Origin of the sequence: Pantoea sp. FN0305 (assembly GCF_050113845.1) — a bacterium.
GTDB lineage: Bacteria > Pseudomonadota > Gammaproteobacteria > Enterobacterales > Enterobacteriaceae > Mixta > Mixta alhagi.
On record NZ_JBNJSN010000001.1, the window covers coordinates 203,791 to 219,787 of the forward strand.

14 protein-coding genes and 2 pseudogenes are annotated in these 15,997 nt (G+C 54.0%); 10 read left to right on the forward strand and 6 right to left on the reverse strand.

The features are described from left to right. Window positions 1-41 precede the first annotated feature (41 nt). Entirely contained in the window at window positions 42-1,325 is a 1,284-nt protein-coding gene (gene uraA, locus ACQE3Y_RS00935) for a uracil permease (protein WP_426971722.1), read from the forward strand. Between the two features lie 190 nt (window positions 1,326-1,515). Here uraA and ACQE3Y_RS00940 read toward each other — a convergent pair. Continuing rightward, window positions 1,516-1,868 (reverse strand): annotated as a pseudogene (locus tag ACQE3Y_RS00940) (helix-turn-helix transcriptional regulator); the annotation flags it as partial. 21 nt (window positions 1,869-1,889) lie between these two features. Beyond that, window positions 1,890-1,988: pseudogene (locus tag ACQE3Y_RS00945) on the reverse strand (GNAT family N-acetyltransferase); the annotation flags it as partial. Between the two features lie 222 nt (window positions 1,989-2,210). Here ACQE3Y_RS00945 and hda point away from each other — a divergent pair. Further along, the gene (gene hda / locus ACQE3Y_RS00950; protein ID WP_237172496.1) at window positions 2,211-2,912 is read left to right on the forward strand and encodes a DnaA inactivator Hda; all 702 of its coding nucleotides are present in this window, start codon (window positions 2,211-2,213) and stop codon (window positions 2,910-2,912) included. 5 nt (window positions 2,913-2,917) lie between these two features. Here the strand turns inward: hda and ACQE3Y_RS00955 are convergent, their stop codons facing one another. After that, a complete protein-coding gene (locus tag ACQE3Y_RS00955; protein ID WP_426980686.1) occupies window positions 2,918-4,384 on the reverse strand; it encodes a M48 family metalloprotease in 1,467 nt (488 codons plus the stop codon). Window positions 4,385-5,350: 966 nt separating this feature from the next. Here ACQE3Y_RS00955 and ACQE3Y_RS00960 point away from each other — a divergent pair. Beyond that, a complete protein-coding gene (locus ACQE3Y_RS00960; protein WP_085070808.1) occupies window positions 5,351-5,959 on the forward strand; it encodes a DsrE family protein in 609 nt (202 codons plus the stop codon). Here ACQE3Y_RS00960 and ACQE3Y_RS00965 read toward each other — a convergent pair whose 3' ends face one another. Beyond that, window positions 5,960-6,151, reverse strand: coding sequence for a hypothetical protein (locus ACQE3Y_RS00965; RefSeq protein ID WP_426971725.1), 192 nt, complete (start codon window positions 6,149-6,151; stop codon window positions 5,960-5,962). A gap of 89 nt (window positions 6,152-6,240) precedes the next feature. On the opposite strand from ACQE3Y_RS00965, the gene ACQE3Y_RS00970 reads away from it, so the two are divergent. Together ACQE3Y_RS00970 and ACQE3Y_RS00975 are read left to right on the forward strand one after the other, a co-directional pair. Next, window positions 6,241-7,842 (forward strand): sensor domain-containing diguanylate cyclase, encoded by a 1,602-nt coding sequence (locus tag ACQE3Y_RS00970; RefSeq protein WP_426971726.1) that lies wholly within the window; start codon window positions 6,241-6,243, stop codon window positions 7,840-7,842. A 75-nt stretch (window positions 7,843-7,917) separates the two neighbouring features. After that, the gene (locus tag ACQE3Y_RS00975; RefSeq protein WP_426971727.1) at window positions 7,918-8,985 is read left to right on the forward strand and encodes an AI-2E family transporter; all 1,068 of its coding nucleotides are present in this window, start codon (window positions 7,918-7,920) and stop codon (window positions 8,983-8,985) included. A 33-nt stretch (window positions 8,986-9,018) separates the two neighbouring features. Here the strand turns inward: ACQE3Y_RS00975 and bcp are convergent, their stop codons facing one another. Together bcp and ACQE3Y_RS00985 are read right to left on the reverse strand one after the other, a co-directional pair. Then, window positions 9,019-9,486, reverse strand: coding sequence for a thioredoxin-dependent thiol peroxidase (gene bcp / locus ACQE3Y_RS00980; RefSeq protein ID WP_426971728.1), 468 nt, complete (start codon window positions 9,484-9,486; stop codon window positions 9,019-9,021). After that, window positions 9,464-10,057, reverse strand: a complete 594-nt coding sequence (locus ACQE3Y_RS00985; RefSeq protein WP_085070818.1) for a glycine cleavage system transcriptional repressor — start codon at window positions 10,055-10,057, stop codon at window positions 9,464-9,466. The genes bcp and ACQE3Y_RS00985 overlap by 23 nt, the downstream gene beginning before the upstream one ends. A gap of 157 nt (window positions 10,058-10,214) precedes the next feature. Between ACQE3Y_RS00985 and dapA the strand changes: the two genes are divergently transcribed. From dapA to ACQE3Y_RS01010, 5 genes are all read left to right on the forward strand, one after another. After that, entirely contained in the window at window positions 10,215-11,093 is an 879-nt protein-coding gene (gene dapA, locus ACQE3Y_RS00990; RefSeq protein ID WP_250650555.1) for a 4-hydroxy-tetrahydrodipicolinate synthase, read from the forward strand. A 14-nt stretch (window positions 11,094-11,107) separates the two neighbouring features. Further along, complete coding sequence (bamC, locus tag ACQE3Y_RS00995) at window positions 11,108-12,142, forward strand: outer membrane protein assembly factor BamC (protein WP_085070822.1); 1,035 nt, start codon at window positions 11,108-11,110, stop codon at window positions 12,140-12,142. Window positions 12,143-12,265: 123 nt separating this feature from the next. After that, complete coding sequence (purC, locus tag ACQE3Y_RS01000) at window positions 12,266-12,979, forward strand: phosphoribosylaminoimidazolesuccinocarboxamide synthase (protein ID WP_426971729.1); 714 nt, start codon at window positions 12,266-12,268, stop codon at window positions 12,977-12,979. A gap of 168 nt (window positions 12,980-13,147) precedes the next feature. Then, complete coding sequence (ypfJ, locus tag ACQE3Y_RS01005; RefSeq protein WP_426971730.1) at window positions 13,148-14,008, forward strand: KPN_02809 family neutral zinc metallopeptidase; 861 nt, start codon at window positions 13,148-13,150, stop codon at window positions 14,006-14,008. Between the two features lie 2 nt (window positions 14,009-14,010). Further along, the gene (locus tag ACQE3Y_RS01010; RefSeq protein ID WP_426980687.1) at window positions 14,011-15,996 is read left to right on the forward strand and encodes a tRNA(Met) cytidine acetyltransferase TmcA; all 1,986 of its coding nucleotides are present in this window, start codon (window positions 14,011-14,013) and stop codon (window positions 15,994-15,996) included. Window position 15,997 lies beyond the last annotated feature (1 nt).

Consider the following 15,997-nt stretch of genomic DNA (forward strand, 5'->3'; position numbering starts at 1 on the left):
TCGGCTTTTTTCTGCCAAAAAACAGCCCAGAGGGATACTCCATGACTCGTCGCGCGATTGGCGTTAGCGAACGCCCACCGCTACTGCAAACGATACCGCTCAGTTTTCAGCATCTGTTCGCGATGTTTGGCGCTACGGTGCTGGTGCCGGTTCTGTTTCATATCAATCCGGCTACGGTGTTGTTGTTTAACGGCGTCGGTACCTTGCTCTACCTCTTTATCTGTAAAGGAAAAATTCCCGCCTACTTAGGCTCCAGCTTTGCTTTTATCTCGCCGGTGCTGCTACTGCTGCCGCTTGGTTATGAGGTGGCGCTGGGCGGTTTTATCCTGTGCGGCGTGCTGTTTTGTCTGGTGGCGCTGATTGTGAAAAAAGCCGGCACCGGCTGGCTGGATGTGATGTTTCCTCCGGCAGCGATGGGCGCGATTGTCGCCGTTATCGGGCTTGAGCTGGCGGGTGTTGCAGCAAATATGGCCGGCCTGCTACCTGCCAGCGGCGCGACGGTCGATAGCACTGCGGTAACCATTTCGCTGGTGACGCTGGCGGTCACCGTGTTTGGTTCGGTGCTGTTTCGCGGTTTTCTCGCCATCATTCCAATTCTGATCGGCGTACTGGCAGGCTATCTGCTGTCGTGGGCGATGGGCATTGTAGACTGGAGCGGAGTAGAGGCTGCTCCGTGGTTCGCGCTGCCGACTTTTTATACGCCGCGCTTCGAATGGTATGCGATGCTGACGATTATCCCGGCTGCGCTGGTGGTTATCGCCGAGCATATCGGGCATCTGGTGGTCACGGCGAATATCGTGAAAAAAGATCTGATTCGCGATCCAGGGCTGCATCGCTCAATGTTCGCCAACGGTTTCTCAACCATTATTTCCGGCTTTTTCGGCTCAACGCCGAACACCACTTACGGTGAGAATATCGGGGTGATGGCAATTACCCGCGTGTACAGTACCTGGGTTATCGGCGGCGCGGCGATTATCGCTATTCTGCTCTCCTGCATCGGCAAGCTGGCAGCGGCAATTCAGGCGATTCCGGTGCCGGTAATGGGTGGGGTTTCGCTACTGCTGTATGGCGTAATCGGCGCATCCGGTATTCGCGTACTGATTGAATCAAAAGTGGACTATAACAAGGCGCAGAACCTGATCCTGACCTCGGTGATTTTGATTATCGGCGTTAGCGGGGCGAAGGTACATATCGGCGCGGCTGAACTGAAAGGTATGGCGCTGGCAACGATAGTTGGCGTGGCGCTGAGCCTGATTTTTAAAGTGATTAACGTGCTGCGCCCGGAAGAAGTCATTCTGGACGCGCCGGATAAATCGCCGGAGTAAAATCCACAAGCAGAAAAGGCGCCTCAGGGCGCCTTTTTTATCGCTGCTGCCGATGCCACGGCTCTCATTCAGCGACCTGGAAAAAATCGCATTCTGAATGCCAAACCAGCCCAGCAGACTGATAGCGATAATCAGACCTGTCAGCACTGAACCCAGACGGCCTTTATCATGAAAAGGGGCCGTGAGAGTTTCAGATAAACTGAATGCTTTTTTCAGGCAGGTGATAAGGAATATAACTATCAAGCTGTGTATGAGAACAATATTCTTCTAACTGAGCAAGAGAATGTACATCCGCTTTTTGATAGATGTTATAAATACGTTTTTGAATGGTTTTACGGTTGGCATTATATATTTTGGCTATCTCCTTAACGGAAAGTCGCTGCAGCATAAAAAAATAATATCCAGCTCCGACTGGTTAAATAAGTCACTGGAAACGTCGGTGATTAATACGCTGGGTTTCTGCTGATTAATATATTTATGTGGCGTCAGGTAAACTTTACCTAACCAGTAATGGGTTTCGATTACTGTGGTTTGGCCGCGCGCTCTCGCCTCTTTTTCCGCCTACAACATCAGCTGACGGCCAAAGCCACGGGCGCGATAATCATCACTCACCCAGAGATATTGCACCTCCAGTCCGCCCCACCAGGTGCAGGCGACCAGCCCGCCGGCATTATCGTTCAGTTCAATGCATGAACCGCCAAATAAAATAAAGATTTTTTAGTGAGTAAGACATTTTACTGATTGCCAACATCAGGAAATTGCATTTTCTTTTACCGCAGAGACGGCCCGCAATGCTGTGGGGCAGCCTAATGCTGCGATTTCATTTCATGTGAAAAGATGTGTTAAACTACTGCGGTTTTTAGCCCGTTCACGCTTGAGGTGCTTCTGAACACGCCGGCACAACTTTCACTGCCACTCTATTTACCGGATGACGAAACTTTCGCCAGTTTCTGGCCGGGAGAAAATTCGTCCCTGCTGGCTGCACTGAAAGGCGCTTTAGCGCAGGAACATGGCAGTTATCTCTATTTCTGGTCACGTCAGGGCGGCGGACGCAGCCATCTGCTACATGCCGCCTGTGCTGAAATGTCAACGCGCGGCGATGCCGTTGGCTATGTTCCGCTTGATAAACGTACCTGGTTCGTGCCGGAAGTCCTGGATGGCATGGAACAGCTTGCGCTGGTTTGCATCGATAATATCGAATGCATTGCCGGAGAAGATGAGTGGGAGATGGCGATCTTCGATCTCTATAACCGCATTCTGGAAACCGGAAAAACGCGTCTGCTGATCACCGGCGATCGCCCGCCGCGCCAGCTTAATCTTAAGCTGCCAGATCTCGCTTCACGCCTCGACTGGGGCCAAATCTATAAATTACAGCCGCTCTCGGATGAGGATAAGTTGCAGGCGCTACAGCTACGCGCCAGCCTGCGAGGTTTCGAGCTGCCGGAAGATGTGGGGCGTTTTCTGCTAAAGCGACTGGATCGTGAGATGCGTACGCTGTTTACCACGCTGGATCGTCTCGATCGGGCTTCCATTAGCGCCCAGCGTAAGCTCACTATTCCGTTTGTGAAGGAAATTCTGGCGCTGTAGGATGATTAACGCCCTTTTTGATATTGCCGGAAGCGCAGCTGTAGCTGACGCAGCTGATCGATACGGGCGTCATAGCGCGCCTGCGTCAAACTGCCCAGCGTCACCTGCGCGCTGGCGCTGCTCAGCGTGGTGATCGCCTGATCTAACTGACCGGTTAATGCCAGCCCCTCTGCACGCGCCGACAGCTCCTCATCACGTCGGTTTTGTGCCGCCGACGCCTGCGCCAGCAGATCCCAACCGTTAGTATCGTCAGGATGCGCCCAGGTATAGCGATTCAGGATGCGGCTGGCTGCCACAGGCTGTTTGGCCTCCAGGAGCGCATTCGCCAGGTTAAGCTGTAACACCGGGTCGTTACTGCTGGCTTTCTGCGCCATCAGACGCTTTACTGCCGCTTGCGGCTGATTCAGGCCTAAATCAATATCGGTCATGATATCCAGATACCAGACGTTGCCAGGATCTTTTGCCAGTAGCGGCTCGATAATCTTCTTTGCATTAGCAAAGCTTTTGGCTTCCAGGAACAACAGCGCTCTGCCGTATTGCGCAGCCTGCTGCTGACGTGCATTGCCTTTCGACCACTCTTCCAGCAAATCTTCGCCCAGCTGATTCTGCCCGGTAGCATACATGCCCAGCGCGCGGGCTTTCGCCATGTAGTAATCCTGCGAAGACTGCACCACTACCGGACGCATCTGGCTGGCCCGATTACGGGCATCGGCCAGACGGCTGTCCGGCAGCGGGTGCGTCAGCAGAATTTCCGGCGGCTTAAAGGCGAAACGGGACTGATCCGCCAGCTTCTGTAAAAAATTGGGCATCGCCTGCGGATCGAAACCAGCACGCTGCAAAACCTGAATACCGATCCGATCCGCTTCCTGTTCGTTGTTCTGCGTAAATGAGATCACCCCCTGCCGCGTGCCCGCCAGAGTACCGGCTAAACCCGCCATACCCGCCTGTGGATTAGCCATTGCCAGCAGAATTGAACCCAGCGCACCCACCCAGGTGAGCGGGGCGTTACGCTGCTGCTCTTCCATCGCACGCGCCAGATGACGCTGAGTCACGTGCGAAATTTCGTGCGCCAATACCGAGGCGAGCTGACTTTCATTGTCGCTGGTACGGAACAGGGCTGAATGCAGCACAACGTTACCGCCAAAGAAGGCGAAGGCGTTTATTTCATCATTGCGGATCAGGTAGAAATAAAAAGGCGTGCGCACTGAATTGGCGTGCGCGACCAGCCGCACGCCAAGCTGATTAATGTACTGGTTAAGCAGGGGATCGTTGATCAGCGGTGCGCTGGCCCGCAGCTGGCGGACGTAAAAATCGCCCATTTGCAGTTCCTGATTGATCGATAACGTACCGCCTGCGGTGGTGCCAATATCGGGAAGCGTATCAGCGACGTCGGCCTGGGAAGGGAGCACGTTGCCAGCCAGCAGCGTGATCATGAGTGAAGCGATCACAGTTTTCTTCAAGCGATTAAACATACATCTTCCCCAGGGCAAAGAGTAACGTTTCGACCGATCCCGGTCCTGATAGTTCATATACCAGCGCAGCAGCCACGCTCAGGGCGTTATCTTAGCGAGGTAAACTGCATAATGAAATGGCTGTTTAAGCCTGATGCCATAAAGGAAAAACAGTGAGTCAGGTCACGGCGGAAGTTCAAAGTTGTGTAAACTTATTCAGAGAAACTGAAAGTGGCATGAGATTTGATTAAGCATCTTCTGAAAATCAGCTGTTGATAATGTAGAGGGATTTTTAAAATCGTTAATAACACTGATGGTATGGTTAAAAACGGTCTCTGCTGTGGATTTTAGAATGGTCTTGTTGATAGGTTTATTTCAAAAAAAAAGGATGAGATTAAGGTCCAGGGATAATTAAAGAAAGCGCACCATTACCTGTTTTTCTTTGTTTGTTTTCTGTTTTGTATCGGATCGCTTTGAGGGGGCTTCTTGTAAGGTAATTCTTAAGACTCCGTTCCGGGGATTAAATGGCATTAATTAACGAAAAATAAAGAAAACAACGATGATTGTTGTGGGTTATTTTTTCTTGTTGAAAGTACTTCGATAATGTCGCTGCATAACCTGTATTTCCCTGCTAAGACTCTGTGATATAGATAAAAAAGGCCGCTAAGAGATAGAGGTGGAGATTCCCTCCTGGCGCCGCTGAATATTCATCGGAGAGCAAAAAAAATGCGTTATGCAGTTAAGGTTTTTTTGTTGGCTTCTCTGCCAGACGCAGGCGGGGCGGGAGTTTATTTAGCGGCAGGGTTCAGCAATAAAATTATGTGGCAAATAAAACGCAGTAACAGATCGCGAGCGTCTCTCGGATGAGATATTTCTTATCTTATCGAAGGGCGCTTGTTCGCCTGAAAATCGGGAAAAGGTTCTGCTGCAAATATAATACTTTCAGTTTTCTATGACTAACATCCTCTTTTAAAGGAGTGCTTTTTTATGCGTCCCGTAACTTATATCGTCGTGGCGGCTCTGGCCGGTTTTGTCGGCGGTAATGTGCTTCAGGCACCACAGCTCTATGACAAAGTCACTAACCATATCGCTAACAGCAAAAGCGAGCCGGAAGGCTTCTGGTCAACGCCAGCTATCGCTAACTATGGCAAAATTCATTACGTGGATACGCCCGCTTATAATCCGCGTAATGATGCTAACCTCAGCAATAAGATCGTCTTTCAGCTTAATAAAAACGACGGTGACATCAAGGATCCGCACCTGGGCCTGGAGCGCGTCGCGCGCGTTGTTAACCTCTATTATGCGGCAGGTATTCCGCTGAATAAGCTTAACTTTGTGGTATCAATGAACGGCGATGCCGTGATTGCCGGGCTGAATAATGAAGAATTCCATAAAGCTTACGGTATCGATAACCCCAATCTTAAGTTGATCAGCGAGCTGGAAAAGGCGGGCGTAAAAGTCACGGTTTGCGATCAGTCGGTGGCCTTCCATCATATTGATCGTGAGTGGATTGATAAATCAGTGACCCATACTATTTCCAGCGGGACAACCGTTGCCACGCTGCAAAATCAGGGTTATGCGCTGTTAATGCTCTGATTATATATCTTTTTCTCTCTCTGTTGCGCTATCCAAAATGACACCGCCAGTGGCGGTGTCATTTTTTGCATTTTCACCCAGCTTATTCCTTTCCTGCTGCTCAGGCTTACTTACCAAACTAAGAAAAATCTTAATAAACTGCGCTGAGTCGTTTTTCTGTCTGCTCAATCCATGTACAATTGAGACGTGCATCTCACCAGGGCACCTGTAGCACGGTAAGTATTGATAATAAAAGCACCACAAGGCGCAAAAGAAATGATAAACACAATGGAGGCGAATCCATGTTAAGGCTGCCAAGGCCGAAAACGGATTTGCGGACGCTTATTACCCTGCTGGCCGTGGCCAGTATCGTTATTACCCTTGCTAATTCCTTGTACGCCGCCTGGCGCGTTCAGCGTGAACAACTGATCACTAATACGCTGGAGGCGAACCGGGTTTATGCTGCCAAACTGGCTGCCTCGACCGGGCAGTTTTTTCAGCAGGCTCAGTCACAGCTGGCCTGGAGCGCTACCGAGCTTAGCGAGCGCTTTGATGATGAAGCGCTGTTACAGAAAGAGGTTGAGCGTCTTCGGCAGCAAACCAACAGCTTTAATTCGGTGGTGGTTGTTGATGCCGCCGGTTGGGTGCGCGCAATCTCACCTGAGTCGTTGACGTTGAAGGGCACGCAGTTGCATACCGACAGCGCGCGTGAAGCGCTGGCGCGGCGCACCGCGTTGATTGGGCAGCCCAGCCTTTCGGCGGCAAATAACCTGATCGTGTTTGTTTCCCGCCCGGTTTGGTCTGCGGCCGGCAGCTACCTTGGGTACATTGGCGGCACCATTTACCTGAAGCGTAAAAGCATTCTGCATGAACTGCTGCTTAGTCAGTTTTACCGTGACGGAACGCAACTTTATGTGCTGGATCGCAATAACCGCGTGCTTTATCACCAGAATGGTCAGATGGTTGGGAAGAAAATTGCGCCGCTGCTGCATCAGGATGCGATCGCCTATGCCAGCAGCGGCTATCAGGAAGTTACCGATGAGCGGGGCGTGCCAATGCTGGCGGGCTACGCGCACGTGCCGGACTCCGACTGGACTATTCTGGTGCTCAAGCAAACCAGCGTGACGCTGGCACCGCTTAGCAGCCTGTTGTTTCAGGTCATACAGCATTCGCTGCCGCTGGCGCTGATAACCCTGGCAGCAGCCTGGCTGCTGGCGCGGCTGATCGCCATGCCGCTGTGGCAGCTGGCGCGTAAAGCGGGCCAAATGGATGAGCAGGATGCCGCCATGGAAATTAGCCGTATCCGCTCCTGGTATTTTGAAGCATCGCAAATCAAGCGGGCACTGCTTTCCGGTATCGGGCTAATGCAAACCAAGATCGGCCAGCTGAAATCTGAGGCGCAAACCGATCCGCTGACGCAGTTGCTTAACCGCCGTGGCCTGCAGGCGGTGCTGGACTACCTTGCCACCACGCGCCAGCCTTTTGCCGTGCTGGCGCTCGACATCGATCATTTCAAGCAGGTTAATGATACCTGGGGACATGGTGCTGGCGACCGGGTTATCCAGCAGGTGGCGCAACAACTGAAAAGCTATGCACGGCAAACGGACGTAGCCTGCCGCAGCGGCGGTGAAGAGTTTTTAATGATCCTGCCGGGAGTCGATCATGACACGGCGATGAAGATGGCGGAACGCTTACGCCAGGCGACGCAGCGTCAGGCGATCGATCCGGTTGGTGAGGTGACGCTGTCGATTGGGGTCAGCTGCTGGTTATCCGATCGCGAGGCGATTTCATCCTGTTTCCGGCGCGCCGATGAGGCGTTGTATCGCGCTAAGCGCGGCGGTAGAAACCGTGTGATTGCCGCAGCGGCGCAATCAGAGAACGAGACGCCGCTCTATGAAAGCTAACGCTTAAGGTTGTTCTGTTTTCTGTCGCGCATTTCAGTACAATCGTCAGCCTTGTTGATACGGGAAGGATACGCCGTGCTGGCTCTTTTGATTCAATGGTATCGCCGTCGCTTTAGCGATCCGGAGGCGATTGCCCTGCTGGTAATATTGCTGGCAGCTTTTTTTATCCTGTTTTTTTTCAGTGACTTGCTGGCGCCGCTGCTGGTGGCGCTGGTAATGGCTTATCTGCTGGAGTGGCCTACAGTGCGTCTGGAGCGGCTGGGCTGTTCCCGCAGCTGGGCCACCACCATTGTGCTGGCGTTCTTTGTAGGCATTCTGTTGCTTTTTGTGCTGGTGGTCGCGCCGGTTGCCTGGCAGCAGGGCATCCATTTAGTGCGTGACATGCCGAATATGCTGAATAAGCTTTATACCTTCTCTGCCGGACTGCCGGCACGGTTTCCGGCGCTGGCCGATGCCGGTATCGTTGATATTGTGATCGAGAATTTGCGAAGCCGACTGTCAGGCGTTGGCGAGTCAGTAGTGAAATATTCGCTGGCTTCGCTGGTGGGCTTGATGACGCTGGCAATCTATCTGGTGCTGGTGCCGCTAATGCTCTTTTTCCTGCTAAAGGATAAGCAGCAGATGCTGAATGCGGTGCGCCGTGTGCTGCCGCGCAATCGCGGTCTGGCGGGGCAGGTCTGGAGCGAGATGAATCAGCAGATCACCAACTATATTCGCGGCAAAGTGCTGGAAATGGTGGTGGTCGGTGTCGCGACCTGGATCGCTTTTCTGGTGCTGGGGCTGAATTACGCGCTGCTGCTGGCGGTATTGGTTGGGCTGTCGGTGCTGATCCCTTATATCGGTGCGCTGGCGGTTACCCTGCCGGTGATCTGCGTGGGGCTTTTTCAGTGGGGGCTGGGCAGCGATTTCTGGACGATGATCATTGTCTATCTGGTTATCCAGGCGCTGGATGGCAACGTGCTGGTGCCGGTGCTCTTCTCCGAAGCGGTAAATTTACATCCGCTGGTGATTATTCTTGCGGTGGTGATTTTCGGCGGGCTGTGGGGCTTCTGGGGCGTGTTTTTTGCCATTCCGCTGGCGACGCTTATCAAAGCGGTGGTCCATGCCTGGCCTGAGGATACTTCAGGCGGTGAGTTTCAGTAAGGTTGTGTGGCGTCGTTGACGCCACGCGTTTTCTCAGACTGATTTCAGATATGCCATCACAATATCGTAGTGATTGCTGGTTTTAAAATCATCGAAAACCTTCTCAACATAGCCGTTGGCATCAATCAAAAAGCTGATGCGGTGAATGCCGTCGTAGGTTTTCCCCATAAAGGTTTTCTCTCCCCAGACGCCAAACTGTTGGCTGACTTCATGGTTTTCATCCGAGAGCAGCGTAAAATTTAACAGCTCTTTTTCGGCGAAACGAGACAGCTTTTCCGGCTTATCGGTACTGATACCCAAAACCTCTACGCCCGCTTTTTTAAATTCATCCATATTGTCACGCAGGCCGCACGCCTGAATGGTGCAACCGGGCGTCATCGCTTTGGGATAGAAATAGACCAAAACGCGCTGTCCCTGGAAGTCGGTTAAATTTACTTGTTCGCCGTCCTGATCGGGCAAACTAAATTTCGGTGCGATATCACCGGCTTTCAGTGGATTCATCACTCATCTCCATTTTTTCATCATGCTGCGGATAATTGACCACGCTAATAGTGCCTTGCGCATGAAGTTCTGTACATAGGGCGTGAAACGCCTGCTCGATTAATGTCGCGTCCCGGTGCGCCGGGCTGTGAGCCGTAATTTGAATATAGAGCAAGGGTGGCTGATGTTCTTGCGTTAACTGAGTGCGCGAAACCAGTTCTGCGATATTCATCTGGTGTGAATCAAAGAGATCGGTAAAGCGTTCGATAATATGCGGCGAGTCGTTGACTTCCACCTGCACCCAAACGGTTTCCGGCATCGGCGGTCGGCGGCTGGCATTGGTGCGCTTCATTACAATCAGCAGCTCCATCTCGGCACCTTTCAGCGGCAGCGTAGACTCAATTAAGGTAATCGCGTTCCAACTGCCGGAAAGCAGCATGATAAAGGTAAACTCTTCACCCAGCATGGCCAGGCGGCTGTCTTCGATATTACAGCCGCAGCTGCTGACGTGACGAGTAATGGCATTGACGATCCCAGGACGATCGACGCCCAACGCCGTAATAACTAAAAAGTGTTGCGGTGTTTGCGGCAAAATAACTTTTCCTGTGGGGTAAGCTGATAAGTAATGGTAATAACCCGTAGGTAAACATAAAAAATACCCTCTGCCAAGCGCTCCCGGCCCCTGGTCGCTTGCTTTTCCCCGCCGGTCAAACGTACCATGAAGTACTTGTTTGTCGAGGGGATGGCCAATGTTCACGGGAAGTATTGTTGCGCTCGTTACGCCAATGGATGACAAAGGTAATGTCTGCCGTGCGAGCCTGAAAAAACTGATTGATTATCATGTCGAGAGCGGAACATCCGCCATCGTTTCTGTGGGAACCACCGGCGAATCCGCGACGCTTAGCCATGATGAGCACGGCGATGTGGTGATGATGACGCTTGACCTGGCCGACGGTCGTATTCCGGTGATTGCCGGAACCGGCGCGAATGCTACCGCAGAAGGCATCTCTCTGACTAAACGCTTTGAAAATAGTGGCGTTATCGGCTGTCTTACCGTAACGCCTTATTACAACCGCCCAACGCAGGAAGGGCTGTATCAGCACTTTAAAGCGATCGCAGAAAGTACCGATCTGCCACAAATGCTGTATAACGTACCCTCGCGCACCGGTTGCGATATGCTGCCCGAAACGGTGGCGCGCCTGGCGAAAATCAAAAATATTATCGGGATCAAAGAGGCAACCGGGAACTTATCCCGCGTCAGCCAGATCCAAGAGCTGGTTGATGATGAGTTCGTGCTGGTTAGCGGCGATGACGCTACCGCACTGGACTTTATGCAGCTGGGCGGCCACGGTGTGATTTCCGTTACGGCAAATATCGCCGCACGTGAAATGGTTGAACTGTGTCGGCTGGCGCGCGAAGGCAACTTCGCCGAGGCGCGTCATCTAAACCAGCGCCTGATGCATCTGCATCAGAAATTGTTTGTTGAATCTAATCCTGTTCCGGTGAAATGGGCCGCGAAAAAACTGGGATTAATCGCGACCGATACCCTGCGCCTGCCAATGGTTCCGTTATCCGCGGCGGCGTGTCCGGTTGTGGAGCAGGCGCTGAAAAATGCGGGTCTGCTGTAATTTAGGGAGAGTTAATGGCTTATTCAGTAAAAAAGTCCACGGTTGCGACTATCGTTGGGCTATCCACGGTGATGCTGCTGGCAGGATGTTCCAACGATCAGCGCTATAAGCGTCAGGTCAGCGGAGATGAAACTTACCTGCAGGCGGCTGAGCTGCAGGATTTACGCGCGCCGGCAGGAATGATTCTGCCGCTGCAAAATGGAGATTACGACGTGCCGCGCGCCAACGCGAACGGCGCGATGGGCAAACAGCTGGACATTCGTCCGCCCGCTCAGCCGCTGGCGCTGATGAACGGCGCACGTGCGCAGTTTAGCGGTAATACCGGCGTGTTGATGATGGAGAACAGCCGCAGCGGTTCAATCTGGTCACAGGTGGTCAATGTGGTGCAGTCTTACCACTTCCCGATCGCCGCGCGTCAGGATGCCAGCCAGCAACTGACCACCGACTGGGTGGAGTGGAACCGTGCGGATGAAGACAACCAGTACCGTGGCCGCTATCAGATCAGTGTGCAGCAGCAAGGGTATCAGCAGGCGCTGACCGTAAAACTGCTGCAGCTGCAGCAGGCGGGTAAAGATATTACTTCGCCAACGCAGATCCAGCGTTATACCGCGCAGATGCTGAACGACATCAGCACCGGTCTGGATAAGATGGATACTGCCGCACAGGATGCTGCAGCTAACCGCAGCGCCGCACAGATTGATGTGCAGAGCGGCGCGGATGATACCGGCTTGCCGAACCTGATTCTGCGTGCGCCGTTTAATGTCACCTGGCAGCGTTTGCCGGCGGCGTTGAAGCGTATCGGCATGGAAGTGACCGACAGCAACCGTTCGCAGGGCAGCATGGCGGTTACCTATAACGCGCCGGGCGACAGCACCTGGGATGAAATCGGTGCTAAAGATCCGCAGTTGCCGAACGGCGATTATAAGCTGCAGGTCGGCGACCTCGATAACCGCAGCAGTCTGCAGTTTATCGATCCGAAAGGCCACGTACTGACGCAGTCGCAAAACGACGCGCTGGTGGCGGTCTTTCAGGCAGCCCTGAGCCAGTAAAAAAAAGGCCGGAAAACTCCGGCCTTTTTTATTGAATTTTGGCATAATGTCGCGCCACGACGTAAACGATTGCGTCGTGTGGTTATGACCATTCACACTTTTCCCAGTTTGGAGTTTATCAAGATGCAAAAGCTAGCTGAGTTGTATCGCGGCAAAGCGAAAACCGTTTACAGCACCGAAAACCCGGATCTGTTGGTACTCGAATTCCGCAATGATACGTCAGCAGGAGACGGCGCACGTATTGAACAGTTTGATCGCAAAGGAATGGTAAACAACAAGTTTAACTATTTCATCATGCGTAAGCTGGAAGAGGCGGGCATTCCAACCCAGATGGAAGCGCTGCTCTCAGATAACGAAGCGCTGGTAAAAAAACTGGAGATGGTGCCGGTTGAATGCGTTATCCGTAACCGCGCGGCAGGTTCGCTGGTGAAACGTTTGGGCGTGGAGGAGGGGATCGTCCTCAATCCCCCGCTGTTCGATCTGTTTTTGAAAGATGATGCCAAACACGATCCGATGGTCAACGAATCCTACTGCGAGACTTTTGGCTGGGTAAATAAAGAGAATCTGGTGCGCATGCGTGAGCTGACCTACAAGGCTAACGAGGTGCTCAGCAAACTGTTTGACGATGCCGGTCTGATCCTGGTGGACTTCAAGCTGGAGTTCGGTCTCTACAAAGGCGAAGTCACGCTGGGCGATGAATTTTCACCAGACGGCGCCCGCCTGTGGGACAAGCAGACCATGAACAAAATGGATAAAGATCGCTTTCGCCAGAGCCTGGGCGGCGTGATCGAAGCTTACGAAGAAGTGGCACAGCGTCTGGGCGTTAAGCTCGACTAAACTTCCTGCCCGTGGCCGACGCGCATGTGCCGTCGGCCTGGTTCCCCAACATTGTTCCCCTCCGCTTTTTCCGTTACCCTTCCATTCCGCGTGCCGCCTGCTGGTTATTCAGCGCCGTCGCGACTAGAATTTGCCGTATTCGCCAGGAATCAGTAACAGGGGAAAGTCATGCGTTGGCAAGGGCGTCGCGAAAGCGACAATGTAGAAGATCGTCGGAATCAGTCTCCCACCGTGGGCTTCGGACGCATGCGCATTCCGCGTGGTAAAGGCGGGGTTATCCTGCTGGTGGTGGTGATAATTGCCAGTTATTACGGCTATGATTTGTCCCCATTGCTTACCGGCGGCGGGTCGGTTACTCAGCAAAGCCAAACGCAGCGTATCAGTCCGCAGGATGATGAAGCGGCAAAGTTTACCTCGGTGATCCTCGCCACAACGGAAGATACCTGGCAAAAACTCTTTACCCAGATGGGCAAAGAGTATCAGCCGCCGCATCTGGTTATGTACCGCAACGCTACGCGTACCGGCTGTGGCACCGGACAATCGGTGATGGGCCCGTTTTATTGCCCGGCGGATAGCACCGTTTATATCGATCTCTCTTTTTATGATGAACTGAAAAACAAGCTGGGTGCCGGGGGCGACTTCGCGCAGGGCTATGTTATTGCGCATGAGGTAGGTCATCACGTGCAGAAACTGTTGGGTATTGAACCGAAAGTACGCCAGATGCAGCAGGGCGCCTCACAAAGCCAGGTGAATCAGCTGTCGGTGAAACTGGAGCTACAGGCGGATTGCTTTGCAGGCGTCTGGGGCCACTATATGCAGCAGCAGCAGATTCTGGAGCCGGGCGACCTGCAGGAAGCGCTGAATGCGGCCGAAGCGATTGGCGACGATCGGCTCCAGCAGCAGAGCCAGGGACGCGTCACCCCGGACAGCTTTACCCACGGCACCTCGGAACAGCGTTACAGCTGGTTTAAACAAGGCTTTGATTCTGGCAATCCGGGCCGATGCGATACGTTCGCCGCCGCTAAATAAAGATGCTGTTATCCGTTACCGCTGAGATGCAGCGTACCGGCATTCGGCGGCTGGCGGTGCTTGCTGGCGATCCTGACTGGTGTGACGAGCAGGCGCAGCAATGGCAACAGGCGCTGGCGGGAGACTGGCTTTTTCTTAGTGACGATCCGCAGTTGCCCAACAGCGTTGCGCCTTCAGCGCTGCGCAATCTTTTAGGGCAAGAATTCCGCCATGCCATCTTTGATGCCCGTCAGGGATTTCACAGTGAATCCTTTGCTGCGCTGGCGGGCACGCTCAGCGCCGGGAGCTGGCTGCTGCTGCTGACGCCGCCCTGGAAGACGTGGTCCCTGCATCCTGACAGCGACTCGCTACGCTGGAGCGAAAGCGACATACCCATTGCCACGCCCCATTTTATTCATCATTTACAGCGCCAGCTTTATGCGGATCAACAGGTGTTGCTGCATCAGCAGCATCAGCCCTGCCGCATGCCAACCTCTTTATCGCTATCTTCGTGGCAGCCCGCCGGGTTAGAGCAGCAGCAGCGGCTGCTCAGCCACCTTTTGCAGGCGCCGCCCGGCATCTCTGTGTTGACTGCCGCCCGAGGACGCGGGAAGTCGGCGCTGGCTGGCATGCTGATGCAGCGTTGGCCGGGACGTTGTCTGGTTACCGCGCCAGCGAAAGTCTCGACAGAGGTGCTGGCCCGTTTTGCCGGTGAACGTTTCGCCTTTATCGCACCCGATGCGCTGCTGGCCAGCGCGGAGCCGCAGCAGGCTGACTGGCTGATTATTGACGAGGCGGCGGCTATTCCGGCACCGTTGCTGCAGCGTCTGATAACGCGCTTTCCGCGCGTATTATTAACCACCACCGTACAGGGCTATGAAGGCACCGGACGCGGCTTTTTGCTGAAATTCTGCGCCGCATTGCCGCAGGCGCGTTTTTATCAGCTGGATGAGCCGCTACGCTGGCGTCAGGGCGATCCGCTGGAAAGCCTGGTCAATGCTGCGCTGCTGCTGGATGAGGCGCAAGGCACGACGCACAGCGCGACAGATAAGGGATTAACGATCGCCGGGTGTGAACAGCAGGATGGGCCGCGTCTGCTGGCGCTCTATCGGCTGTTAACCAGCGCGCATTATCGCACCACGCCGCTTGATTTACGCCGCCTGATGGATGCGCCAGGGCAACAATTTATTGCTGCGGAAAGCGCTTGCAGAGAGGTCTGCGGAGCGGCATGGCTGGTGGCGGAAGGAGGGCTTACCGCTGCGCTGGCCTGGCAGGTATGGGCCGGGCTGCGGCGTCCGCGTGGCAATCTGGTCGCGCAGTCTCTGGCCGCTCATGCCGGTTTTCCGCAGGCCGCACAGCTGCGATCGCAGCGCATCAGCCGTATTGCCGTTGCGCCGGGCCTGCGACGGCAGCAGGTGGGCAGCCGAATGGTTGAGTTTGCCCGCCAGCAGGCGCAGGGGCTGGACTATCTTTCAGTGAGTTTTGGTTTTACTGAGGAGCTGTGGCACTTTTGGCAGCGCTGCGGTTTTACCCTGGCGCGTATCGCTACGCAGCGCGAGGCGAGCAGCGGCTGCTATAGCGTAATGGCTATTCTGCCGTTGAGCGAGGCTGGGGAGCTGCTGAGCCAGCAGGCGGAGCAGCAGCTGGCGCGCGATCTTTTCTGGCTGCAGCCGTTAATTGATGAGCCGATTCCGCTGGCAATCGCAAGTCAGCCGTCGTTGAATGAGGCGGACTGGCTGGCGCTGGCTGGTTTTGCTTTTGCCCATCGGCCTTTCGAGGTTAGCCTGCCGGCGCTGGGGCGTCTGCTGCTGGCTGGCGAAAGCAGCGAGCTGGCGCTCTGGCACGCCATTATCCAGCGCAGGCCGCTGGGCGACATCTGCCGCGATCTGGGCCTGAGCGGACGCAAGGCGCTGCTGGGCAGATGGCGCGTTGAGGCTCAACAGCTGATGCGGCAGCTGGATGCTGAACGCTGTAAAAATGCCCAGCGCACGCTTTCCACACTGAGATAAA